Here is a 22,054-nt window from a genome sequence, read left to right on the forward strand (position 1 = left end):
TCCTCAAGGGGTGATGTTCAAGCCAAGTTGATTGGCCGCGTTGACCGCGCACGCTTCGTCCTGCTCGGCGCCACCGGCCCCGGCGATGCCCAGCGCGCCCACCAATTCGTTGCCGGCAAACAGCGGCACGCCGCCGCCGAGCAACAGCAACTCGGGCAAGCTGTTAAGGTTGGTGGCTTCGGGGTTGTTGCGGGCACGCTCGGCGAACAGTCGGGTCGGGGTTTTCGACGACAGCGCGGTATACGCCTTACGCTGGCTGGCGATGCTGTTGTGCGGGCCAACGCCGTCAGCGCGCAGGCTGAGCAACAGGTTGGCGCCGCGATCCAGTACGGCGATGGCCGCGCTGCAGTGCGCCAGGCTGGCGTCCGCCAGTTGGCGGGCGGTGGCCAGATCGAGGTCGGCGTGACGCGGCAGTGACGGGGCGGCCACGGCGCTGGCGCTGATGGCGATACTCAAGAACAAGGCGGTGCGGTACATGGGAACGGCTCCAGAAAGCAGGCCGCCACCTTAGCCAGCGGACGGGGTCAAAAGCCGAACAATTTGATGACAGGTTTGTAATGAACCCAAGAGGTAGGCATGCAGGTGTTGTTAGTGGAAGACCAGCCGCAACTGGCGCAACGCATGGCCCAGGGCCTGAGCGAGGCAGGCTTTGCCGTGGAAGTCGCGGCCAACGGCATGGCCGCCCAGCGGTTTGTGGAAAGCACCGAATACGACTTGGTGATCCTGGACGTGATGTTGCCGGGGCTCAATGCCTGGAAGCTGCAGCAGGCGATTCGGCAGAAGGGCCAGACGCCGGTGCTGTTCCTGACCACGCCGGGCGGGATTGAAGATCGCCTGCGCGGGCTGGAGCTGCATGAGGATGATTACTTGCTCAAGCCGTTTGAGGACAAGGCGTTGGTGGTGCGGGTGAAGAAGTTGTTGCGTCGAGGGCGCTGATTCATCTGGAGGCTGCAGTGCCTGTTCCGGCGCTTTCGCGAGCAAGCCCGCTCCCACAGTTGACCGAGTTCCAGCGTTGGAATGCGGTCAACTGTGGGAGCGGGCTTGCTCGCGAAGAGGCCCTCCCAAACACCACAAACCTATCTACCGCAACCCATCCCTGAACTGCCCCGGCGTCATCCCCGTCCAGCGCTTGAACGCCCGGTTGAAGCTGCTGGTGTCGGCAAATCCCAATAAGTGACTGACCTCGGCCAATGAGCACTGCGGATCGCGCAAATGCAGCAACGCCAGGTTCTCCCGGCATTCATTGAGCAACGCATCAAACCGGCAGCCTTCATCGGCGAGATGCCGCTGCAAGCTGCGCAGGCTCAGGTGCAAGGCCTGGGCGATGCGCTCGGCGCCGGGCTCGCCCTCCGGCAGTTGCGCCTCGATGGCCGCGCGCACCTTGCGTTCCCAGGTCAGCGGTTTCAGCTGGGCGAGGGTGCGCTTGAGCACGGTTTCGTTGTGTTCGGCCAGTTCGGGGTTGGCATCGTCCAGGTGGCTGTCGAAATCCTGGGCGGCGAACTCCAAGCGGTCCTCTTCGGCGCCGAAGAATACCGGCGCGCGAAACACCCTGTGCCATGGCTGGGGATCGGCCGGCTGCGGCCGTCGCAGGTACACCGCCAGCGGCGCGTAGTTGCGTCCCAGGCGGTTGCGGCAGGTGCGCACATAAATCGCCGCGAACGCATCGATGGCTTCAAATGCCGGTGCCGGGCTGCCCGGCGGCTGCAACAGGCGAAAGCGGTAACGCTCACCTTCAAGGCTAAGTTCCAGGATCAGTGCATCGCTGACCACCTGGTGATAACGCACGATGCGCTCGAACACTTCACGCAAGCTGCCACTGGCGACCAAGGCATACCCCAACGCGTGAAACGTGGTGGGGCTGACAAACCGCGACACCCGCAAGCCGATGGCCGGATCGCCGCTGGCCTGCACCGCCAACGCCCACAGGCGCGTGGTGGCCGACAGCGGATAACGTGCGTTGGGGTCGTCCATGCGCTGCGGGTCGAGCCCGGCCTGCGTGCACAGCGCGGCACTGTCGAGGCCCAGGGCGTCGAGCTGCTTGCGCAGGGCGCGGGTCCAGCTGGCGAGGGAGGTGGGTTCGGTCATGGCGATTGGCGCTTGCGGTCAACAGGTTGGCGTGCGGGGCTAGCATCCTGCCTGATCGCTTGGGGCAGGATGTGAGCATCAACAGACCAGAGGATGGAAGCATGGACGGTACTTCTGCAAGTCCCCAGCGGATGAATGCACAACAGCGCGCGGCGCATATCCGTGAAGTGGTGCTGGCCGAGGGCGTGCGACTGCGTCGGCAACATCCCTGGTTGCTGCATCAGGATGCGCTGGGGGCGGGGATCCTGGCGTTTGCGCTGGTGGGCATGATCGGCTCGGCGGCGCTCTACATCATGGGGTACATGGCGTGGTGGGCTTGCCTGCTGCTCAACGCGTTTTTCGCCTCACTGACCCATGAGCTGGAACACGACCTGATCCACAGCATGTATTTTCGCAAGCAGCGCCTGGCGCACAACCTGATGATGGGCCTGGTGTGGCTGGCGCGGCCGAGCACGATCAACCCGTGGATTCGCCGGCACCTGCACCTCAACCATCACAAGGTCTCCGGCACCGAGGCCGATATGGAGGAACGCGCGATCACCAACGGCGAGCCCTGGGGCATCCCACGGTTGCTGATGGTGGGCGACAACATGATGTCGGCCCTGATTCGCCTGTTGCGCGCCAAGACCTGGCGGCACAGGTTCAGCATCCTCAAGCGTGTATTGCTGGTGTATGCACCGCTGGCGCTGCTGCATTGGGGCGCGTGGTATGTGTTCCTCGGCTTTCATGCCGCCAACGGCATCGCCAACCTGCTGGGCGCGCCCATCGAATGGTCAGCGGGCACTTTGCAGATGATGCAGGTGGTCGACATCGCCGCCGTGGTGATCGTCGGCCCCAATGTGCTGCGCACGTTCTGCCTGCACTTCGTCAGCTCCAACATGCATTATTACGGCGATGTGGAACTGGGCAATGTGATCCAGCAGACCCAAGTGCTGAACCCCTGGTGGATGTGGCCGCTGCAAGCGTTCTGCTTCAATTTCGGCAGCACCCATGGCATCCACCATTTTGTGGTGAAGGAGCCGTTCTACATCCGCCAGCTCACCGCCAGGGTGGCGCATGAAGTCATGGCTGAGATGGGTGTGCGTTTCAATGACTTCGGGACGTTTGCGCGGGCAAATCGGCTTGAACCACTGGCGCGGGCGCACCACGGTAAGTCGCCGGGTTGAATACCCGCGTTACCACCAGCATCGCGACCGCCGTCACGGTCAGCACGATCCAGGCGCTGACAAAGCTACCGGTGACTTCGCGCAACCAGCCGGTCAGCCACGGCGAAACCGCATTGATCAAAAAGCCCACGCCCTGTACGAACGCCGCCAGTTGACCGGCTTGTCGCGGGTCGCGGTGATGGTCCAGGGTCAGCAACAGGCTGAGGGCGAAACACGCCCCCAGGCCGAAACCGCACAGCGCCACCCACACATGGGGAAACTGCAACGGTGCAATCAACAGGCCGAGGTAGCCGAGGGTCTGGGCCAGCAGGCTGACCCACAGCAGGGGCCGACGGTCGACCCCGCGTTGCGCCAGCACCGGCATCAATAGCGCCGCGATCACCTGGAAGATCGTCATGAAGGCCAGCAATGATCCGCTGGGCAATACGCCCCAGCCCAGTTGCTGATAGTAGGCGGGCAGCCACGCCACCAGGCTCATGTAACCGCAGTTCACCAAGCCGAAATACAGCGCCAGCAGCCAGGCGCGACGATTGCGCAGGCCCTGGAATGCCGGGGCTAACTGTGGATTTTTCGCAGCGCCCAGCGGCAACCAGGCCCACAGCAGCAACGCCGCCAGCGCTGGCAACAACCACACGCCGAGCCCGGCCTGCCAGTGCTGGAAATGGCTGGCCACCACCGGGCTGAGCAGTGCCGCCAGCCCTCCACCGGCCATCAACGACGCGGAATACACACCCATCGCCACCGGCACGCGGTAATGGAACTCGCGCTTGATCATCGCCGGCACCAACGCCTGGATCAGCGCCACGCCGGCACCGCCGAGCAAGGCCGTGACCAGCAGCGCCGAGCCCTCGCCCATCAACCAGCGGGCCAGGCACGCCAGCAGAATCATCATCAGGCCCAAGGCGATGCCGCGCCGCTCACCCAGCTTTGCTTCAACGCGCACACCCACCAGCGCCACCAGGCCCATGCACACCACCGGCAGGCTGGTAAGCAGGGCGCTGCTCTGGAAACTCAGGCCGGTGGCCTGGCGAATCTCGCCGAGCAATGGGCTGATCGAGCTGAGGATCGGCCGCAGGTTCAGGCCGAGCACCACCAGCAGGGCCCAGCCGGCGAAGGATTTATTGAGAGGCATGCGTGCTCGTGCATTGGGTGAATGAGGCGTGAGTATGGCCAGCGCCCAGGGTATTCTGAAATTAAATATAACCATGCCATCCAGTGGCAAAGGGAATGACCATGTTCGATCCCGTGTTGCTACGCAGTTTTGTCGCGGTCGTCGATTGCGCTAGCTTCACCCGGGCGGCTGAGCGCCTGCATTTGACCCAGTCGACCGTGAGCCAGCAGATCCGCCGCCTGGAAGAGGCGGTGGCTTGCCAGTTGCTGGACCGTGACCAGCGTCGTGTGGTTGCCACCGTCGAGGGCGAGCGCTTGCTGGCCTATGCGCGGCGCATCCTGGCGCTGCACGAGGAGGCCGCCGATGTGTTGATCGGCCAACAAAGCGACGGCGTGCTGCGTCTTGGCGTACCGGAAGACTTTGCCGCTGAGCGCTTGATGCCCTTGCTGTCTTCGTTTGTGCTGGCCTATCCCCGGGTGCGCCTGGAAGTCGCCAGCGGGCTTGGCCCGCAGTTGCAGCGCCAGTACCGCAGTGGTGAGTTCGACGTCTTGCTGGTCAAGCAAATGGGCGACAGCGACGACTGCCTGGCCTCTTGGCCAGAACCGTTGTGCTGGGTTGATAGCCGCAGCACGCCGTCCCTGCACCGCGACCCATTGCCGCTGGTGGCGTTCCCTGTGGGCGGCCTGTATCGCAATGAAATGCTGCAACATCTGGAAGTGGGCGGCTGGCGCTGGCGCATTGGCTATTCCAGTGCCAGCCTGGCCAGCGTGTGCTCGGCGGTGGCGGCGGGGCTGGGCATCAGCCTGCTGCCGGAGCGCGTGGTGCAACCAGGGCATCGCATCCTGGGCGTCGACAGTGGTTTGCCGGCTGTGCAGGGGGTGCGCCTGGCATTGTACGGCCGCGGCGGCCTGGGGGCGGCAGGGCAGACACTGCTGCGTCAGTTACTCGAGTTATGCGCGCATCACACCCCCTAGGTTTTCCGAGATCCACGTCACCCTCCCCGCAGTACCTTCGCTGGGGCGGGTGCACTCAAGATCAGGCCCGCTCGGCGCGCTGCGTGTTGAGCAGCTCACCGATGAGTTGCGTGGCGGCACCTTGCCCGAAAAGATGACCGGCGTCCTGGCGGGGACCGACGACCGATTGGCCATCCTGGCCGGTATAGGCCAGCGTCCCCCCCAGTACTTCCACGGCGCTGTGATAACCGTTACTGATCAGGAAGGCCGCTGTGCCAGCGGCGCGTGCATAGCGTGCGTCGCGCTCCGCTGGGGGCAACTGGGCCATGGGGTCGTTTGCAAGGTCCGGACGCTCATTGAGTCCGTCCATGACTCGGGTATAAGGCCTTTGTTCCCCGCGTAGCATGTCCCAGACCGCCAAGGTCTCTGCCTGGGTGCCGGACATATGGGCGATCAGCGGTTCCGCGGTATTGTCCACGCGCTCTTTCTTGAGCTGTGCCACGTCCCACCGGCTGGGAAGCAGCCGATTCGATTGTATGCCCAGCAGATCATCTGCTTCCTTGCCCAGGTTGTGGACGCCGGTACGAAGCGGTTGGGCATTGGGTGGTTTGATCCGTTCCTGCTTTTTGGCCGGCCCTATGGAGCCCGAGCCTCCCAGCGCGCTGGTGGGCGCTATGGATTCAGCTGCCGAACAAGGCAGGCCCAGCAACCCGGGAATGGCTTCCCGTAGCCGCTTATCCTGCGCTGGTGTGCGCTCCACGCCTGTGGTTGTGCTGCTCAGGATTGCGCCGATGTCACCCATGAGCGCGATCATTATCGAGCGGTCTTTCGCTGTGGCGCTGTTGCTGCCGGCAGGGACGTCGTCCATCAGGCGTTGGAGCGTGCGGAGCAATGCTTGAGGTTTTTCGCCCGGCATCAGTCCTTCAGGCCCGAAAAGGTGCCCACCCAGCGGCGCCTGCAGGTCGCCCAGCCGGCTGATCATGTCGTGTGCCTTGCCTGCCGCCAACCCCAGTTCACTGCGCAATGTGTCACCTGGGTGGTACAGAAGATCCCTGGCTGCGACGGTCTGTTGCAGGGCCAATGCCCGCGTGCGTCCCCCTGCCTCGGTGCGACTGGCCGGATCCACGAATTGCGCTGCTTGATCCTTGGCGGGCGCCTGGGAAGCGGTAGCGGTCGACGGTGAAAGGTGCAGCGTGGGCGAAGGGGCTGTGCCGCGCGGACCGTTGTCTATCAATGACTGGGTGTGGCTGGGGTGCAAAACGTTTGGAGGTTGGCGGACGAGCATAATTATTCAACTTTGATGTCGGGGAATTTTTCTGTGGCTCGTTACAGGCCGACGGTTCCGGTGCCCAGTTTTCGAGTCTTCTCCTTATCAGGGGGGGCGGCCTTTTTTGCCGGGAACGTGGATCAAAGTCGATCTTCTCTGGTATTGATGTTTTGGTTATTAATAAATAGCTTCTTATTCCTTAACGAATATAAATCCCGTCCCTATACTGATCAGCAACGCTAAACGCTGCAGGAGGGCACACCCATGCACAGCGAGTCGATTCGTTACCTGATCGTGCCGGGCTGGCAAGGATCGCCAGAAGATCATTGGCAAACACACTGGCAGCACAGCCTGCCCAACAGCGCCCGGGTGGAACAGGCCGACTGGGTCACGCCGCGTCGCGAAGACTGGGTCGCGGCGCTGGCCGAGGCCATCGCGGCCGACAGCACGCCGGTGATCCTGATCGCTCATAGCCTGGGCTGCATCACGGTGGCGCATTGGGCGGCCACCGCACCGGTGCATTACCTGCGGCAGGTACGCGGTGCCCTGCTGGTGGCCCCGGCCGACGTCGAACGCCCCGCGTGTGCACCGGCGTTGCGAAACTTCGCGCCTATCCCCACCGACCTGTTGCCGTTTCCCTGCCAGGTGGTCAGTTCCGACAACGACAGTGCCGTCAGCGCCCCTCGGGCGGTGGAGCTGGCCCGCAACTGGGGCGCCGAGGCCGGCATTTTGTCCGGCGCCGGCCATATCAATGTGAAGTCCGGCCACCAGCGTTGGGAACAGGGTTTCGCCTACCTATATCGCCTGCAGAGCCGCCTCGAGCATCACGCCCGGCGCACTGCCTGAACATTTTTCAACGCCCTGTCCCTGAGTGGAATGGGGGCGGGAGTCTGCCATGAGTCTGCATGAAACCTACGGCCAGCCCTTGCTGACCTTTCCCGACGCCGAAAAAAGCCCGCTGAGTATCCGCGCCAAGGCGTTGGTGTTTGTCGATCCGCGTTCACGGCAACTGCGCGAAGAACTGGAAAGCCTCGCGCCGCGCGCCTTGCCCGTGTTGATTCGCGGCGAGACGGGCAGCGGTAAAGAGCTGCTGGCGCGGCATATTCACCGGGGCAGTGATCGTGCCGGGTTGTTTGTCTCGGTCAATTGCGGCGCGATCAGCCCCACCTATGCCGACGCGGAATTGTTCGGTTATGCCGCCGGCGCCCACAGCGGTGCGGCCAGCAGCCGGGCGGGTTGGTTCGGTTCGGCCAATGGCGGCACTTTGTACCTGGACGAGATCGGCGACTTGCCGCTGCCGATCCAAGTGAAACTGCTGGCGGCCCTGGAAAACCATGAAGTCACCCGTGTCGGTGCCCATCAGCCGAGCCCGGTGGACGTTCGCCTCGTCGCCGCCACCAGCATCGACCTGGCGCAGGCCGTGGCAGCCGGCAAGTTCCATGAGCGCCTGTTCCATTACCTGAGCGAAGGCCGACTGGACTTGCCGGCGCTGCGCGAGCGGGTCGGCGATATCCTGTCCCTGGCTGAATACTTTCTGGGTATTTACAGCCAGCGCCTGGGCCTTCCAGTACCGTTGATCAGCGATGCCGCCCAGCGTGTGCTGGAGCATCACAGCTGGCCGGGCAATACCCGCGAGTTGGAAAACGTTATCCACTTTGCATTGCTGGTCAGCAACGGCGATGAAATTTTGCCCGAGCATCTGAATTTGCCCGTCACCGGTTCGCCGCTGGAACAAGTGAGGCGGATTTTCGCGAGCGCCAGTCCCGCAGAGCAGGAAACGTTGCGTAAATTGCTGCATGAGCAAAATGGAATATCAAAGTGAATAAAAGATATTGTTCGGGAATAAAAAATATAGGTATTGTCCGTTCCACGCCGCGATAGCACTTCGCTGGCACCTCACATAAAAATGGTCGTTAGAAGGACATTGCATGAAAAAGGTTCTGTTGTTTACCGCACTGGCGGCTGCCCTGACTGCTGGCTTCGCCCAGGCCAACGAGAAACTGGTGGTGGCCGCCACCCCGGTGCCGCACGCCGAGATCCTGGAGCTGATCAAGCCGACCCTGGCCAAAGAAGGCGTGGACCTGCAGATCAAAGTCTTCACCGACTACGTGCAGCCGAACGTGCAAGTCGCTGAGAAACGCCTGGACGCCAACTACTTCCAGACCCTGCCGTACCTGGAAAACTTCAACAAGGGCAAGGGCACCAACCTGGTCACCGTGATCGGCGTGCACGTCGAGCCGTTCGGTGGCTACTCGAAAAAGATCAAGAATATTTCCGAGCTCAAGGACGGCGCCACCGTTGCCATCCCGAACGAAGGCTCCAACAGCGGCCGTGCCCTGTTGCTGCTGCAGAAAGCCGGTGTGATCACCCTGAAAGACCCGACCAATGCCCTGTCCACGCCGAAAGACATTGCCAGTAACCCGAAAAAACTGAAATTCAAAGAGCTGGAATCCGCCCTGCTGCCACGCGTGCTGGACCAGGTTGACCTGGACATGATCAATACGAACTACGCATTGGAAGCCGGCCTCAACCCGGCGAAGGACGCGCTGATCATCGAAGATGCCAAGTCGCCGTACGTTAACTTCCTGGTCGCGCGCCCGGACAACAAGGACAGCGATGCGATCCAGAAGTTGGCCAAGGCCCTGACCAGCCCGGAAGTCAAAGCCTTCATCGAGAAGAAGTACAACGGCGCGGTGTTGCCGGCGTTCTGATGTAAGCCAAAACCCCCTTCAAGGTTTAAACGCCGACGGCTACTACAGCGTCGGCGTTTTTTTATGGTGTTTTGAAATGCGATCAAAAACTGTGGGAGCGGGCTTGCTCGCGAAAGCGGTGGTTCAGTCAAAGATCTATTCACTGACACACCGCATTCGCGAGCAAGCCCGCTCCCACATTGGATCTTCACTGTTTCAGACGGGGCGGCTATTGATCGCCCTGCGCAACGCTACCAACCACTTCACCAGCTCCTGCGGATCAATGGGCTTGGGCTTATTCATCATCATTCCCTCGAAATACAGACCCACCAACCATAGCCGCCACCCGCCAAACCCGCGAACCCGGCGGTTATCTTTTTGGGTGATATCAATATGCTATTTTGGTATTTAAATTTTGCTTTTTATACCTTTAAATTTCGCGCTACCCGGCGTTACCCACACCGGATCGGATTGCGCTCGCTGCATTACCCATGCGGCGTCATGGCCTGGAAATGACCTTCGATTTCGCTTTTATCCTCAGCACCCTACCGGCGTTTCTGAAGACCGTGGGCGTGACGCTGCAAGTGGGCCTGATTGCCATTGCCACCTCGTTGCTGGTGGCGCTGGTCAACGCGGCGTTGCTGGTGTTTCGCACGCCGTACCTGTCGCGTCTGGTCGGGCTCTATGTGGAATTGGCGCGTAACACGCCGCTGCTGATCCAACTGTTCTTTGTGTACTTCGCGCTGCCGGCCCTGGGCTTGAATATCTCCGGGTTCTGGGCGGCGATCATCACCATGACCTTCCTCGGCGGCGCCTACCTCACTGAAGTGCTGCGCGCCGGCGTCGAAGCGGTGCCGCTGGCGCAGATCGAGTCGGGCAAGTCCATCGGCCTGTCCGACTGGCAATTGCTGCGTCACGTGATCCTGCCTCAGGCCGGCATCCTCAGCCTGCCGGCGCTGTTTGCCAATTTCATCTTCCTGCTCAAGGAGACCACCGTGGTCTCCGCCGTGGCGGTGCAGGAGATTCTCTACACCGCCAAGAGCTACATCGCCCTTTACTACAAGACTTACGAAATGCTCGCGGTGCTGACGCTGATTTGCGTGCTGCTGTTCCTGCCGCTGTCGCTGCTGCTCAGCCGCCTGGAAAGGAGGCTCCAGCATGGCCAGTTCGGGTCTTGAGTTGTTATGGGTGTCGTTGCCGCAACTGGGCAAGGGCGCGGCGCAAACCTTGTCGATTTCGTTTTTGAGCATCGCGTTCAGCACGGTTGGTGGCGTGTTGTACGGCGTGCTGCGCACCTTGAACAACAGGCTGATCAACGCGCTGCTGCGGGTTTACCTGGAGCTGTTTCGCGCGATTCCGATGTTGGTGTGGTTGTACCTGTTGTTTTTCGGCCTGCCGATTTTCTTCGGCCTGAGCATCCCGAGTTTCTGGTGCGCGGTGCTGGTGCTGTCGCTGTGGGGCGCCAGCGAAGTGGGCGAAGTGGTGCCCAGGTGCGCCAGGACATCGGCATGGTGTTCCAGAGTTACCACCTGTTCCCGCACATGAGCGTGCTCGACAACATCCTGCTCGGCCCGTTGAAGGTGCAAAAACGCGACCCCCGCGAAGCCCGCGAACAGGCCGAGCAATTGCTGGCGCGTGTGGGCCTGGCCGACAAGCGCGACGCTTACCCGCGCCAGCTCTCCGGCGGTCAACAGCAACGCATCGCCATCGTCCGCTCGCTGTGCATGAACCCTCAGGTCATGCTGTTTGACGAGGTCACCGCCGCCCTTGACCCGGAAATGGTCAAGGAAGTGCTGGAAGTGATCCAGGGCCTGGCGCGCGATGGCATGACCCTGCTGATCGTCACCCACGAAATGGCCTTCGCCCGCGCCGTCGCTGACCGCGTGGTGTTTATGGAGGCCGGTCGCATCCTCGAACACAACACCCCCGAGGCATTCTTTACGAACCCGCAAACCGCACGCGCGCAGCAGTTCCTGGAGAAGTTCTCCTTTGTTTCAACACTGCCCAAAAAGATCAAGGAACTGGAACTGATATGAAAAAGTTACTGCTGCCGCTGTTTGCCGTCGCCTTGCTGGCCGGCTGCGATAAAAAGGCCGAAGACCCTGCAAAACCGGGCGTCGCCGTGAGCTACATCGACAAGATCAAGGCGCGCGACAAGCTGATCGTCGGGGTCTTTACCGACAAACCTCCCTTCGGCTTTGTCAACGAAGCCGGCCGCTACGTGGGCTTCGATACCGATATCGGTCGCCAATTCGCCAAGGACCTGTTGGGCGACGAGAACAAAGTCGAATTTGTTGCCGTCGAGCCGGCCAGCCGCATTCCGTTCCTGCAAAGCGACAAGGTCGACCTGATCCTCGCCAACATGACCGTGACGCCGGAGCGCAAGGAAGCGGTGGACTTCACCAACCCCAACCTGAAAGTTGCGGTGCAGGCCCTGGTGCCCAAGGACAGCGCAGTGAAGAACCTGAATGACCTGGCCACCCGTACCACTATCGTGACCACCGGCACCACCGCCGATATCTGGCTGACCAAAAACCACCCGGACTGGAAACTGCTCAAGTTCGAAAAGAACTCCGAGTCGCTGCAAGCCCTGTCGGCCGGACGTGGCGATGCGTATGCGCAAGACAACCTGGTGCTGTTCAGCTGGGCCAAGCAGAACCCGGGCTACCGCGTGCTGGAGGAAAAGCTCGGTGATGAAGCGCCGATTGCCCCAGCGGTGAAGAAGGGCAATATCGAACTGCGTGACTGGGTAAATGCCGAGTTGGCGAAGTTGGGTGAAGAGAAGTTCTTGCTCAAGCTGTATGACCAGTATGTGCGTAAAGAGCTGAGCGATGACACCAAGCCTGAGAGTGTGATTGTTGAAGGTGGGAAGTGGCAGGGCTGAAACCTGGTTTTTGTGCTGACTGTATCGGCCTCATCGGGGCATAGGTATCTACACATTTTTGTAGTGAGCGGGCTTGTCCCGCGCTGGGCTGCGAAGCGGCCCCAAACCAGGCGAATTGGGTTTTTCTGAAACTGCGCGGTGTCTTTATTGGGGCGGCTTCGCCACCCAGCGCGGGACAAGCCCGCTCACTACAGGGAGATTTGTCAGCCTTTGAACGTTGTGTAGATACCTATGCTCATCGGGGGCTTGCCCCCGATGAGGCCGGTACAGCCGCCACCTACTCCGGCCAATGCCAAGCCGGCGCATCCAACATTCCCTGTCCAACGATTTGGGTCGCTCCCAGCACCTTCTCCAACACAATCGAGTTACACCCCTCGTCCTGCTCCAACGCTGCAATCAAACGACTGGCGTGGGACACCACCCACACCTGGCACTGCCGGGACGCCTGGATAATCAAGCGCGCCAATGCGGGCAACAAATCAGGATGCAGGCTGGTCTCCGGCTCGTTCAGCACCATCATGGTCGGCGGCCGTGGCGTCAGCAGCGCAGCGATCAGCAACAGGTAGCGCAAGGTGCCGTCCGACAGCTCCGCCGCCGACAACGGCCGCAGTAACCCTTCCTGGTAAAACTCAATCGCAAAGCGCCCGCCTTGCAACGGCTCAACACTCAAGCGCGCCCCTGGGAATGCATCGCTCACCGCCCGCTCCAGCGCTTCACGGTCACCGATCTCGCGAATCGTCTGCAATGCTGCCGCCAGATCCCGACCATCGTGATGCAACACCGGGGTGCGTGTGCCCAGTTGTGGTTGGCGTACCGGTGCATCGACATCGCTGCGAAAGTGATCATAAAAGCGCCAGCCACGAATGCTCTCCCGCAGCAGCAACACCTCAGGCGAGCCACGCAGGCTGCCGACTTGATCGAACAGGCTGTGGTAATTGGGCGTGTGATGCGCCAGTACATCCCAGTTGCGCCCATCGCGGGCACGCACCATCGGTCCGGAACGCTGCACCAGCAGGCTGGCCGGACGGTAGACCGGACCTGCCCAAATGCACTCCTTCTTTACTTCCGGGTCCAGTGCGAACGATGACAGTGACAGCTCCGGCAACCCGAGGGAGATCGCATAGCTGAAATCCTCTGCGGCAAACCCCAGGCGCAGGCGCTTGACGCTTTGGCGTGTAGTGGCCTGGATCGGCACTTCACCGTTGCGCATCCGCCGGCTGAGCGTCTCTGGCCCGGCCCAGAAGGTGGAATCGAGCCCGCCCTCACGGGCCAGCGCATTGATCACGCCACCCTGGGCGGTTTCCGCCAGCAGGCGCAGGGCCCGGTACAAGTTGGACTTGCCGCTGCCGTTGGGTCCGGTGATCAGGTTCAGCCGGTCCAGGGGCACTACCAATTGGTTGATCGAGCGGTAATTGGACACCGCGAGTGTCTTGAGCATGGGCATTCATTCGGCTTGGGAACCATTGGAGTATGGGAGTCTCCATGCAGATAAGGAACCCTGAACTAAGCTCACAGTCGCATGCACACTGGCAAGTCGGCATCACGCAAAAGGAGCCTGCATGGGCGGTCGTATTTCCACCTGTATTTTTGGTCTTGGCCTACTGACGCTGCTGAGCGGCTGTGGCGAGGAAAAGGCTGAACCCAAGGCGCATTCGCGGGTGTTTGTGCAGACCGTGCAGCCGGCGGATTTCGCCGCGGCGGTGACCCTGACGGGCGATATCCAGGCGCGGGTGCAAACCGACTTGTCCTTTCGTGTCGGCGGCAAGATCATCCAGCGCATGGTGGATGTCGGCGATCGCGTGAGCGCCAGGCAAGTCCTGGCCAAGCTCGATCCCAAGGACCTGCAGACCAACGTCGACTCCGCCCAGGCCCAGGTCGTGGCTGAACAGGCACGGGTCAAACAGACCGCCGCCGCCTTCGTGCGCCAGGAAAAGCTCCTGCCCAAAGGCTACACCAGCCGTAGCGAATACGATTCCGCCCAGGCCGCCCTGCGCAGCAGCCAGAGCGCCCTTGCTGCGGCACAGGCCCAACTGGCCAACGCCCGTGAACAACTCGGCTACACCGCGCTGGTCGCCGATGCGCCTGGCGTGATTACCGCGCGCCAGGCCGAAGTCGGCCAGGTGGTGCAGGCCACGGTGCCGATCTTCAGCCTGGCGCGCGATGGCGAGCGCGATGCCGTGTTCAACGTGTATGAATCGCTGCTGGTGGAGCCGGCGCCTGATGCGCCCATCACCATCAGCTTGTTGGACAACCCCAGCATCAAGGCCGTGGGCAAGGTCCGTGAAGTCACCCCGGCCGTGGCCGCCAATACGGGCACCGTGCAGGTGAAAATCGCCCTGCAGGCGCTGCCCAAGGGCATGGAACTGGGCTCGGTGGTGAGCGCCACCGCCAATGGCCCGGCCAAGGCGAGCATCGAACTGCCGTGGGCCGCATTGACCAAAGACCTCAGCGAACCCGCGGTATGGCTGGTCGACGGCGAAGGCAAGGCGCAACTGCATAAGGTCAGCGTGGCGCGTTACCTCACCGGCAAAGTCATCATTGGCGACGGCCTCAAAGGCGGCGAGAAGGTCGTAGTGGCCGGCGGGCAATTGCTGCACCCCGGCATGACCGTCGAGATCGCCCAGCCAGGAGCCCAGCCATGAAGCATCTGACGCTGCTGCTCGGCGCCTGCCTGTTGCTGGTCGCCTGCTCGAAGGAAGAACCGCCACCCGAGCCCGTGCGCCCGGTGCTGTCCATGGAAGTGAAGGCCGAAGACCAGCAAAGCCTCGGTCGTTTCGCCGGTACCATCCAGGCGCGCTATGAAAGCAACCTGGGCTTTCGCGTGCCTGGCCGTATCGCTCGCCGCGCGGTGGACGTGGGCGCCGAGGTGGACAAAGGCGCCTTGCTCGCCGTCCTTGACCCCACCGATCAGCAGAACCAACTGCGTGCGGCCCAAGGCGACCTCGCGCGGGTACAGGCCCAGTTCATCAATGCCCAGGCCAATGCCCGGCGCCAGCAGGAGCTGTTCAACCGTGGCGTTGGCGCCCAGGCCCAGTTGGACGTGGCCCAGACCGACCTGAAGACTACCCAGGCGACCCTCGACCAGGCCCGCGCGTCGGTCGATCAAGCCAAGGACCAGCTCAACTACGCCGAACTGCGCACCGACCACCCTGGCATTGTCACCGCCTGGAACGCCGAAGCCGGCCAGGTCGTCACGGCCGGCCAGCAAGTGGTGACCCTGGCGCGCCCGGACATCAAGGAAGCGGTGATCGACCTGCCCGCCGGCCTGGCCGAGCGCCTGCCGCCGGATGTGGTGTTTTTGGTCGCCGCGCAACTCGACCCGAGCGTGCAGACCACCGCCATCGTGCGCGAGATCGAACCCCAGGCCCAAAGCGCCACGCGCACCCGTCGCGCCCGCCTGAGCCTCACCGAAACACCGCCTGCATTTCGCCTCGGCACGGCGATCAGCGTGACCTTGAGCACCGCCATCGCGCCACGCATCGAGCTGCCTTTGAGCGCCCTGCAGGAGGTCGACGGCAAGACCCGCATCTGGCTGCTCGATACCCAGAACCAGACCGTACAACCGCGCGATATCACCGTGCTCAGCCGTGACGCCGACAGCGCCTTGATCAATGGCGGCGTCACACCCGGCGAGCGCATCGTCACCGCCGGCGTGAACAGCCTGAAACCAGGGCAAAAAGTCAAAATCGACGAGGACAGCCCGCGATGAAAGGGAGCTTCAACTTATCCGACTGGGCGCTCAAGCATCAGTCCTTCGTCTGGTACCTGATGTTCGTCGCGCTATTGATGGGCGTATTTTCCTACATGAACCTGGGGCGCGAGGAAGACCCTTCGTTCACCATCAAGACCATGGTGATCCAGACCCGCTGGCCGGGTGCGACCCAGGAAGAAACCCTCAAGCAGGTCACTGACCGCATCGAGAAAAAACTCGAAGAACTCGACTCCCTCGACTACGTGAAAAGCTACACCCGGCCGGGCGAGTCCACGATATTAGTGTTCCTCAAGGACACCACCAGCGCCAAGGCCATCCCGGAGATCTGGTACCAGGTGCGCAAGAAGATCGACGATATCCGCGGCAGCTTCCCCCAGGGGTTGCAGGGGCCGTCGTTCAACGATGAGTTCGGTGATGTGTTCGGCTCGGTGTATGCGTTTACCGGCGACGGCCTGTCGATGCGCCAGTTGCGCGACTACGTTGAGCAGGTGCGCGCCGAGATCCGTTCGGTGCCGGGGCTGGGCAAGGTCGAGATGATCGGCCAGCAGGACGAAGTGATTTACCTGAATTTCTCCACGCGCAAACTGGCGGCGCTGGGGGTTGACCAGCGCCAGGTGGTGCAAAGCCTGCAATCGCAGAACGCGGTGACGCCGGCCGGGGTGATCGAGGCCGGGCCGGAGCGGATTTCGGTGCGCACCTCCGGGCAGTTCGCCTCGGAAAAGGACCTGGCCAACGTCAACCTGCGGCTCAACGACCGTTTCTATCGCCTGGCGGATATCGCTGAAATCACGCGCGGCTACGTCGACCCGGCGCGGCCGATGTTCCGTTTCAACGGCAAACCGGCGATCGGCTTGGCCATCGCCATGCAGAAGGGCGGCAATATCCAGTCGTTCGGCAAGGCGCTGCACGGACGCATGGACGAGCTGACCGCCGACCTGCCGGTGGGCGTCGGCGTGCACAAAGTCTCCGACCAGGCCGAAGTGGTGGAGGAAGCCGTCGGCGGCTTTACCAGTGCGCTGTTCGAAGCGGTGATCATCGTGCTGGTGGTGAGCTTTATCAGCCTTGGCATGCGCGCGGGGCTGGTGGTGGCGTGCTCGATTCCGCTGGTGCTGGCGCTGGTGTTCGTGTTCATGGAATACAGCGGCATCACCATGCAGCGCGTCTCGTTGGGCGCGTTGATTATCGCGCTCGGCCTGCTGGTGGACGACGCGATGATCACCGTCGAGATGATGATCACGCGCCTGGAAAAAGGCGAAACCAAGGAGCAGGCGGCGACCTACGCCTACACCTCCACGGCATTCCCGATGCTTACCGGTACGTTGGTGACGGTCGCAGGTTTTGTCCCGATTGGCCTCAACGCCAGTTCGGCGGGCGAGTACACCTTCACGCTGTTCGCGGTGATTGCCGTGGCGATGCTGGTGTCGTGGGTGGTGGCGGTGCTGTTTGCGCCGGTGATTGGCGTGCATATCCTCAGCGCCAACGTGAAACCCCACAATGCCGAGCCAGGGCGGATCGGCCGCGCGTTCAACGGCGGCATGCTCTGGGCCATGCGCAACCGCTGGTGGGCAATCGGCATCACCTTGGCGCTGTTCGTCGCCTCGGTGTTTTCCATGCAGTTCGTGCAGAACCAGTTCTTCCCGTCGTCGGACCGCCCGGAAATCCTGGTCGACCTGAATCTGCCGCAAAACGCTTCGATCAACGAAACGCGCAAGGCCGTCGACCGTCTGGAAGCGATCATCAAGGACGACCCGGATATTGCGCGCTGGAGCACTTATATCGGCCAGGGCGCGATCCGTTTCTACCTGCCTCTCGACCAGCAACTGGAAAACCCCTATTACGCGCAGTTGGTGATCGTGAGCAAAGGCCTGGAAGAGCGCGGCGAGTTGATCACACGCCTGCAAAAGCGTTTGCGCGATGACTTCGTGGGCATCGGCAGCTTCGTGCAGCCGCTGGAAATGGGGCCACCGGTGGGCAGGCCGATTCAGTATCGCGTGTCGGGCAAAGACACCGACCAGGTGCGCAAACACGCCATTGAACTGGCGACCCTGCTGGATGAAAACACCCACCTGGGCGAGATCATCTACGACTGGAACGAGCCGGGCAAAGTGCTGCGCATCGACATCGCCCAGGATAAGGCGCGGCAACTGGGGTTGTCCTCGGAAGACGTGGCGCAGCTGCTCAACAGCGTGGTCAGCGGCGCCTCGGTGACTCAGGTGAACGACGATATCTACCTGATCAACGTGGTCGGCCGTGCCGAAGACGCCGAACGCGGCACGCCGGAAACCTTGCAGAACTTGCAGATCGTCACCCCCAACGGCACCTCGATTCCGCTGCTGGCCTTCGCCACCGTGCGCTACGAGTTGGAACAGCCGCTGGTATGGCGCCGCGACCGCAAGCCGACCATCACCATCAAGGCGGCGGTGCGCGATGAGATGCAGCCCACGGACCTGGTAAAGCAACTCAAGCCGGAAATTGACAAGTTCAGCGCCGGCTTGCCGGTGGGCTACAAGGTTGCCACCGGCGGCACCGTGGAAGAAAGCGGCAAGGCCCAGGGCCCGATTGCCAGCGTGGTGCCGTTGATGCTGTTTCTGATGGCGACCTTCCTGATGATCCAGCTGCACAGCGTGCAGAAGATGTTCCTGGTCGCCAGTGTCGCGCCGCTGGGCCTGATCGGCGTGGTGCTGGCGCTGATCCCCACGGGCACGCCCATGGGCTTTGTGGCGATCCTCGGGATCCTGGCGCTGATCGGCATCATCATCCGCAACTCGGTGATCCTGGTGACGCAGATTCACGAATATGAGCTGGCCGGCTATACGCCGTGGGACGCGGTGGTGGAGGCCACCGAGCATCGGCGCCGGCCGATCCTGCTGACGGCGGCGGCGGCGAGCCTGGGCATGATCCCGATTGCGCGGGAAGTGTTCTGGGGGCCGATGGCGTACGCCATGATCGGCGGGATCATCATCGCCACGTTGCTGACGCTGCTGTTTTTGCCGGCGCTGTATGTGGCTTGGTACAAGATCCGCGAGCCGGAACCGGAGCATCAGCAAGAACGCGGTTAAAAAATGTGGGAGCGGGCTTGCTCGCGAATGCGGTGTGTCAGTATCAGATGTCCTGACTGACACACCGCTTTCGCGAGCAAGCCCGCTCCCACATTTGGATCTCTATAGGACTTTTGAACTGTGGGAAGCTTCTGTAAATGACGGGCGTTGCCCCGGCGAACCATTGAGTGTTTTACCCTCCGGCTTCCACCTCTCAATGGTCGCCCACCATGCGCTATCTGCGTCATACCTTGCTGATCTGCTGCTTTTTCATGTCGCCTCTGGCCCTTGCCTACACCGTGCTGGAAAACCCCCTGTGGCGAGTCGAAATCGACCCCGCCACACTGGCGCTACGCGTCACTCCGGCAGGCGAAGCCTCGGTGCAGGCGTCCAGCGGGGTTCCCGTGCACACCGTCAGCAATGTGCAGGGCGATGCCGAGCAAGCCTCCTGGCAATGGGACAACGGCGCCTACAGCCTGAAGGCGCGTCTCCAGCAACGTGACCTGACCCTCACCATCACCGCCCGCGCAGCCAGCGAGCTGGCGCTGCTGAACCAACCCGCCGAAGCCATCGGCCAGGGCTTGATCTGGCCGCTGGCCGAAGGGCATTACGTCCCCGCCGGCAATGCCGTATGGAAAGCGTTTCTGCTGGAACAAGGCGACATCAACACCACCCAGGATCTGAGCCTGCCTTTGTGGGGTGTCGATCACGGCGCGTTTACCCTCACCTGGTTACTGACCAACCCCTACAACAACCGCCTGCGCTGGCAGGCGGACCAGGCCCTGTCCCTGGCCCATGAATTCACCGCGCTCGATCCTGGCGCGCCCATGACCCTGCTGCTGCATCTGGGCGATGCCGACCCGTTGGCCGGTGCCAAGCGCTATCGCCAATGGCGGGTGGAGCAGGGCCTCTATGAACCCTTGGCCGACAAGCTGCGCCAGACCCCCGAGGCGGAGAAACTGCTGGGTGCCAGTCACGTCTACCTGTGGGGCAATGACCTGCTGGCGCCGAAGGATGTGCGGGACTGGCCGCTGTTGCTCAAACGCTTGCGCGGCCATGAAATCCAAAGCCTGTTGGACACGGAGGCCAGCAAGATCCTGGCGCAGCGCTCCCCCTTGAATCGCTATGAGCAGACGATGTTGCTGCGCGGCCTTAACGCGGCGATCAACACCAGGGCTCGACAGAGCTGGCAACGTCAAGAACCGGATATGACCCGGCTCGCGGCGCGCTACGGCGAGTTGCGCAGCGAGTTGGCCGTGGACTTTGCCGGTGCCTTGAGCGATTCCCCGGCGACCTGGGGCAGCCAGACGATCCAATCGTTGCGCGACTCAGGCCTGCCGCGCCTGCTGCTGACCCTGGGCGAGGGCTGGGAAGGCGGCCTCTGGCATCCCGAGGCGATTCGCGCCGGTGTCGAGGCGGGTTACCTGATGGCGCCCTACGACTCCTATGAAACCGCGTTGTCCGCCACGGAAAACCCTGACTGGACCACCGCCCACCTCGGCGCCAAGGCCTACCGCGACTGCGCGATTGTATTGAAGGGCGGCACGCTCAAAACCGGTTTCCAGCAGTCGGGCCACTACACCGACCCACGCTGCGTGCGGCCCTTGCTGGAGGCACGGGTGAAGGCTGTGCAGGCCAAGGCCGGTTTCAACGCCTGGTTCCTCGACGCCTACGCCACCAGCATGGTGTTCGACAGCTACCGCGACGGCGCCCGCATGACCCAGTCGCAGAACGCCGAGGGCAACATCGATGCCTGCCGCTGGCTGAATACCGTGCGCAAGTTGCCCACCGGTTCCGAAGACGGCAACGCCGTCACCGCCCAGGGCATCCTGTTCGCCCATGGCATGCAGACGCCCGTGATCGGCTGGGGTGATCAAGCGATGACCAAGGACAAGCAATCGCCCTACTACGTCGGTAACTGGTACCCACCCGAGCAACCCGCAGTGTTTTTCAAGCCGGTGCCGTTGAAGGAGCCGTTTCGCACGGTGCATGTCGAGCCGAGCATGCGCCTGCCGCTGTATCAGGCGGTGTTTCATGGCTCGGTGATCACTACCCATCATTGGCTGTTCGACAGCCTCAAATTGAGCAATGTGCAGACTGAAAATGAGCTGATGCAGTTGCTCTATAACGTGCCGCCGCTGTATCACTTGAGTGCTGCGACCTTGAAGCAACGACTCCCGTTGATCCAGCGCCAGGACGCCTTTTTCCGCCCGCTTCACCAACGTCTGGCCACGCAGGAAATGACCGGGTTTCGGTGGCTGACAGCGGATCGGTTGGTACAGGAAACCACGTTTGCCGATGGGACACGGTTGGTGGCGAATTTCACTGATCGGGAGAAAGAAGGGTATGCCGGGCGTAGCGTGACAGCGTTGGTGGTGGGTGAGGAGCCCTTGGTGTATCAGGTGCAGCAGCGGAGCCCTTGAGTCCGTCATCGCGGGCAAGCCCGGCTCCCACAGGGGAATGCACTTTCCTGTGGGAGCTGGCTTGCCTGCGATAAGGTCGGCCCAGGCGATGAAGCTTTAAAGCTTGCGCCACACGCTGGCCAACCAAGGCTGCTGCTCCCGAGGCAACCCAGCCGGCCGATAGTAATGCTCCAGCTCCACAAACCACGCCTCCGTCAACAACGCCTGCCACGCCGCGAGGTCGTGATACGAGCCATACCTCGGCCCGTTCCAGCCTTCCTGGTTGTCCCCGCGCGGATTGGAGCTGAACAGCACGCCTCCAGGCTTCAACGCTTCATTGAGCTGCTTGAGCACGCGCGGCAGTTCCTGCCTCGGAATATGAAACAGCACCGCATTGGCAAAGATTCCGTCAAAGCGTTCGGCGGGCAGATCGAGCTTGAGGAAGTCCTGCTGCAACACCTCACAACCACTGTCTTCGCGCGCCATCTGCGCAAACCGCTCCGAACCGTCCAGGCCCACGGCGATATGCCCCATGCGCGTGAATGTCTGTAAATCGCGGCCCGGCCCGCAACCGAAATCCAACACCGTAAACGGCGCCTTGCCCTGGATATGCCGCAGCAGCGCGTCGATGTTCTGGCTCACATCGTGATCGCGAGTGCCTTCACGGAAGTCCTCGGCCACTTTGTTGTAGTGGCCGAGGGTGGTGGATGTGATCTGGTCGAGATCGTCGGGCTTGAGGGGCATGG

The 22,054-nt window shown here is 62.2% G+C and carries 18 protein-coding genes and 2 pseudogenes; 14 read left to right on the top strand and 6 right to left on the bottom strand.

What is annotated here, in order from left to right:
- Positions 1 to 3 precede the first annotated feature (3 nt).
- Entirely contained in the window at positions 4 to 477 is a 474-nt protein-coding gene (locus H0Z09_RS03130) for a heme-binding protein (protein WP_186687197.1), read from the bottom strand.
- A 99-nt stretch (positions 478 to 576) separates the two neighbouring features.
- On the opposite strand from H0Z09_RS03130, the gene H0Z09_RS03135 reads away from it, so the two are divergent.
- Complete coding sequence (locus H0Z09_RS03135; protein ID WP_076951541.1) at positions 577 to 936, top strand: response regulator; 360 nt, start codon at positions 577 to 579, stop codon at positions 934 to 936.
- A gap of 144 nt (positions 937 to 1,080) precedes the next feature.
- Here H0Z09_RS03135 and H0Z09_RS03140 read toward each other — a convergent pair whose 3' ends face one another.
- The gene (locus H0Z09_RS03140; protein ID WP_186687199.1) at positions 1,081 to 2,085 is read right to left on the bottom strand and encodes an AraC family transcriptional regulator; all 1,005 of its coding nucleotides are present in this window, start codon (positions 2,083 to 2,085) and stop codon (positions 1,081 to 1,083) included.
- A 101-nt stretch (positions 2,086 to 2,186) separates the two neighbouring features.
- Between H0Z09_RS03140 and H0Z09_RS03145 the strand changes: the two genes are divergently transcribed.
- Positions 2,187 to 3,251 carry a fatty acid desaturase gene (locus tag H0Z09_RS03145; protein WP_186687202.1) on the top strand — a complete coding sequence of 355 codons (1,065 nt, stop codon included), beginning with the start codon at positions 2,187 to 2,189 and terminating at the stop codon, positions 3,249 to 3,251.
- Here H0Z09_RS03145 and H0Z09_RS03150 read toward each other — a convergent pair.
- A complete protein-coding gene (locus H0Z09_RS03150) occupies positions 3,172 to 4,383 on the bottom strand; it encodes a CynX/NimT family MFS transporter (protein WP_186687205.1) in 1,212 nt (403 codons plus the stop codon). The genes H0Z09_RS03145 and H0Z09_RS03150 overlap by 80 nt on opposite strands.
- 101 nt (positions 4,384 to 4,484) lie before the next feature.
- Here H0Z09_RS03150 and H0Z09_RS03155 point away from each other — a divergent pair, with 101 nt between their 5' ends.
- The gene (locus H0Z09_RS03155) at positions 4,485 to 5,336 is read left to right on the top strand and encodes a LysR substrate-binding domain-containing protein (RefSeq protein WP_186687208.1); all 852 of its coding nucleotides are present in this window, start codon (positions 4,485 to 4,487) and stop codon (positions 5,334 to 5,336) included.
- 61 nt (positions 5,337 to 5,397) lie between these two features.
- On the opposite strand, the gene H0Z09_RS03160 is transcribed toward H0Z09_RS03155, so the two are convergent.
- Positions 5,398 to 6,396: a hypothetical protein gene (locus H0Z09_RS03160; protein WP_186687211.1), complete on the bottom strand. Its 999-nt coding sequence runs from the start codon at positions 6,394 to 6,396 to the stop codon at positions 5,398 to 5,400.
- 450 nt (positions 6,397 to 6,846) lie between these two features.
- Here H0Z09_RS03160 and H0Z09_RS03165 point away from each other — a divergent pair, with 450 nt between their 5' ends.
- The 7 genes and pseudogenes from H0Z09_RS03165 (at position 6,847) to H0Z09_RS03195 (ending at position 12,156) form a co-directional block, all read left to right on the top strand.
- Positions 6,847 to 7,428 carry an alpha/beta hydrolase gene (locus H0Z09_RS03165; protein ID WP_186687214.1) on the top strand — a complete coding sequence of 194 codons (582 nt, stop codon included), beginning with the start codon at positions 6,847 to 6,849 and terminating at the stop codon, positions 7,426 to 7,428.
- Between the two features lie 49 nt (positions 7,429 to 7,477).
- Positions 7,478 to 8,404 carry a sigma 54-interacting transcriptional regulator gene (locus tag H0Z09_RS03170; RefSeq protein WP_186687218.1) on the top strand — a complete coding sequence of 309 codons (927 nt, stop codon included), beginning with the start codon at positions 7,478 to 7,480 and terminating at the stop codon, positions 8,402 to 8,404.
- 106 nt (positions 8,405 to 8,510) lie between these two features.
- On the top strand, positions 8,511 to 9,293 hold the full coding sequence (locus H0Z09_RS03175) for a MetQ/NlpA family ABC transporter substrate-binding protein (protein ID WP_186687222.1): 783 nt from the start codon (positions 8,511 to 8,513) through the stop codon (positions 9,291 to 9,293).
- Between the two features lie 491 nt (positions 9,294 to 9,784).
- Complete coding sequence (locus H0Z09_RS03180; RefSeq protein ID WP_186687225.1) at positions 9,785 to 10,450, top strand: amino acid ABC transporter permease; 666 nt, start codon at positions 9,785 to 9,787, stop codon at positions 10,448 to 10,450.
- Positions 10,431 to 10,754 (top strand): annotated as a pseudogene (locus H0Z09_RS03185) (ABC transporter permease subunit); the annotation flags it as partial. The gene H0Z09_RS03180 and the pseudogene H0Z09_RS03185, both read left to right, overlap by 20 nt.
- 5 nt (positions 10,755 to 10,759) lie before the next feature.
- Positions 10,760 to 11,308 (top strand): annotated as a pseudogene (locus H0Z09_RS03190) (amino acid ABC transporter ATP-binding protein); the annotation flags it as partial.
- Complete coding sequence (locus H0Z09_RS03195; protein WP_186687228.1) at positions 11,305 to 12,156, top strand: transporter substrate-binding domain-containing protein; 852 nt, start codon at positions 11,305 to 11,307, stop codon at positions 12,154 to 12,156. The pseudogene H0Z09_RS03190 and the gene H0Z09_RS03195, both read left to right, overlap by 4 nt.
- A gap of 277 nt (positions 12,157 to 12,433) precedes the next feature.
- Here H0Z09_RS03195 and H0Z09_RS03200 read toward each other — a convergent pair whose 3' ends face one another.
- Complete coding sequence (locus tag H0Z09_RS03200; RefSeq protein ID WP_076951554.1) at positions 12,434 to 13,594, bottom strand: AAA family ATPase; 1,161 nt, start codon at positions 13,592 to 13,594, stop codon at positions 12,434 to 12,436.
- Positions 13,595 to 13,715: 121 nt separating this feature from the next.
- Between H0Z09_RS03200 and H0Z09_RS03205 the strand changes: the two genes are divergently transcribed.
- The 4 genes from H0Z09_RS03205 to H0Z09_RS03220 all read left to right on the top strand — a co-directional run bounded on the left by H0Z09_RS03205 (position 13,716) and on the right by H0Z09_RS03220 (position 21,329).
- Positions 13,716 to 14,798, top strand: coding sequence for an efflux RND transporter periplasmic adaptor subunit (locus H0Z09_RS03205; protein ID WP_186687231.1), 1,083 nt, complete (start codon positions 13,716 to 13,718; stop codon positions 14,796 to 14,798).
- A complete protein-coding gene (locus H0Z09_RS03210; protein ID WP_186687234.1) occupies positions 14,795 to 15,865 on the top strand; it encodes an efflux RND transporter periplasmic adaptor subunit in 1,071 nt (356 codons plus the stop codon). Before H0Z09_RS03205 ends, H0Z09_RS03210 begins: the two co-directional genes overlap by 4 nt.
- Positions 15,862 to 18,927, top strand: a complete 3,066-nt coding sequence (locus tag H0Z09_RS03215; RefSeq protein ID WP_186687237.1) for an efflux RND transporter permease subunit — start codon at positions 15,862 to 15,864, stop codon at positions 18,925 to 18,927. The genes H0Z09_RS03210 and H0Z09_RS03215 overlap by 4 nt, the downstream gene beginning before the upstream one ends.
- Positions 18,928 to 19,136: 209 nt before the next feature.
- Positions 19,137 to 21,329: a glycoside hydrolase gene (locus H0Z09_RS03220; RefSeq protein WP_186687240.1), complete on the top strand. Its 2,193-nt coding sequence runs from the start codon at positions 19,137 to 19,139 to the stop codon at positions 21,327 to 21,329.
- A 96-nt stretch (positions 21,330 to 21,425) separates the two neighbouring features.
- On the opposite strand, the gene H0Z09_RS03225 is transcribed toward H0Z09_RS03220, so the two are convergent.
- Positions 21,426 to 22,052 (bottom strand): class I SAM-dependent methyltransferase, encoded by a 627-nt coding sequence (locus H0Z09_RS03225; RefSeq protein ID WP_186687243.1) that lies wholly within the window; start codon positions 22,050 to 22,052, stop codon positions 21,426 to 21,428.
- Positions 22,053 to 22,054: the final 2 nt, after the last annotated feature.

It is taken from the genome of Pseudomonas sp. SWRI18, from assembly GCF_014268345.1.
In the GTDB taxonomy this organism is placed as follows: domain Bacteria; phylum Pseudomonadota; class Gammaproteobacteria; order Pseudomonadales; family Pseudomonadaceae; genus Aquipseudomonas; species Aquipseudomonas cedrina.

Coding starts and splice junctions, on each gene's coding strand:
- H0Z09_RS03145 (WP_186687202.1), top strand. CDS start 2,187: ATGGACGGTACTTCTGCAAGTCCCCAGCGGATGAATGCACAACAGCGC.
- H0Z09_RS03130 (WP_186687197.1), bottom strand. CDS start 477: ATGTACCGCACCGCCTTGTTCTTGAGTATCGCCATCAGCGCCAGCGCC.
- H0Z09_RS03225 (WP_186687243.1), bottom strand. CDS start 22,052: ATGCCCCTCAAGCCCGACGATCTCGACCAGATCACATCCACCACCCTC.
- H0Z09_RS03170 (WP_186687218.1), top strand. CDS start 7,478: ATGAGTCTGCATGAAACCTACGGCCAGCCCTTGCTGACCTTTCCCGAC.
- H0Z09_RS03195 (WP_186687228.1), top strand. CDS start 11,305: ATGAAAAAGTTACTGCTGCCGCTGTTTGCCGTCGCCTTGCTGGCCGGC.
- H0Z09_RS03215 (WP_186687237.1), top strand. CDS start 15,862: ATGAAAGGGAGCTTCAACTTATCCGACTGGGCGCTCAAGCATCAGTCC.
- H0Z09_RS03155 (WP_186687208.1), top strand. CDS start 4,485: ATGTTCGATCCCGTGTTGCTACGCAGTTTTGTCGCGGTCGTCGATTGC.
- H0Z09_RS03150 (WP_186687205.1), bottom strand. CDS start 4,383: ATGCCTCTCAATAAATCCTTCGCCGGCTGGGCCCTGCTGGTGGTGCTC.
- H0Z09_RS03210 (WP_186687234.1), top strand. CDS start 14,795: ATGAAGCATCTGACGCTGCTGCTCGGCGCCTGCCTGTTGCTGGTCGCC.
- H0Z09_RS03175 (WP_186687222.1), top strand. CDS start 8,511: ATGAAAAAGGTTCTGTTGTTTACCGCACTGGCGGCTGCCCTGACTGCT.
- H0Z09_RS03200 (WP_076951554.1), bottom strand. CDS start 13,594: ATGCTCAAGACACTCGCGGTGTCCAATTACCGCTCGATCAACCAATTG.
- H0Z09_RS03140 (WP_186687199.1), bottom strand. CDS start 2,085: ATGACCGAACCCACCTCCCTCGCCAGCTGGACCCGCGCCCTGCGCAAG.
- H0Z09_RS03165 (WP_186687214.1), top strand. CDS start 6,847: ATGCACAGCGAGTCGATTCGTTACCTGATCGTGCCGGGCTGGCAAGGA.
- H0Z09_RS03135 (WP_076951541.1), top strand. CDS start 577: ATGCAGGTGTTGTTAGTGGAAGACCAGCCGCAACTGGCGCAACGCATG.
- H0Z09_RS03220 (WP_186687240.1), top strand. CDS start 19,137: ATGCGCTATCTGCGTCATACCTTGCTGATCTGCTGCTTTTTCATGTCG.
- H0Z09_RS03205 (WP_186687231.1), top strand. CDS start 13,716: ATGGGCGGTCGTATTTCCACCTGTATTTTTGGTCTTGGCCTACTGACG.
- H0Z09_RS03180 (WP_186687225.1), top strand. CDS start 9,785: ATGACCTTCGATTTCGCTTTTATCCTCAGCACCCTACCGGCGTTTCTG.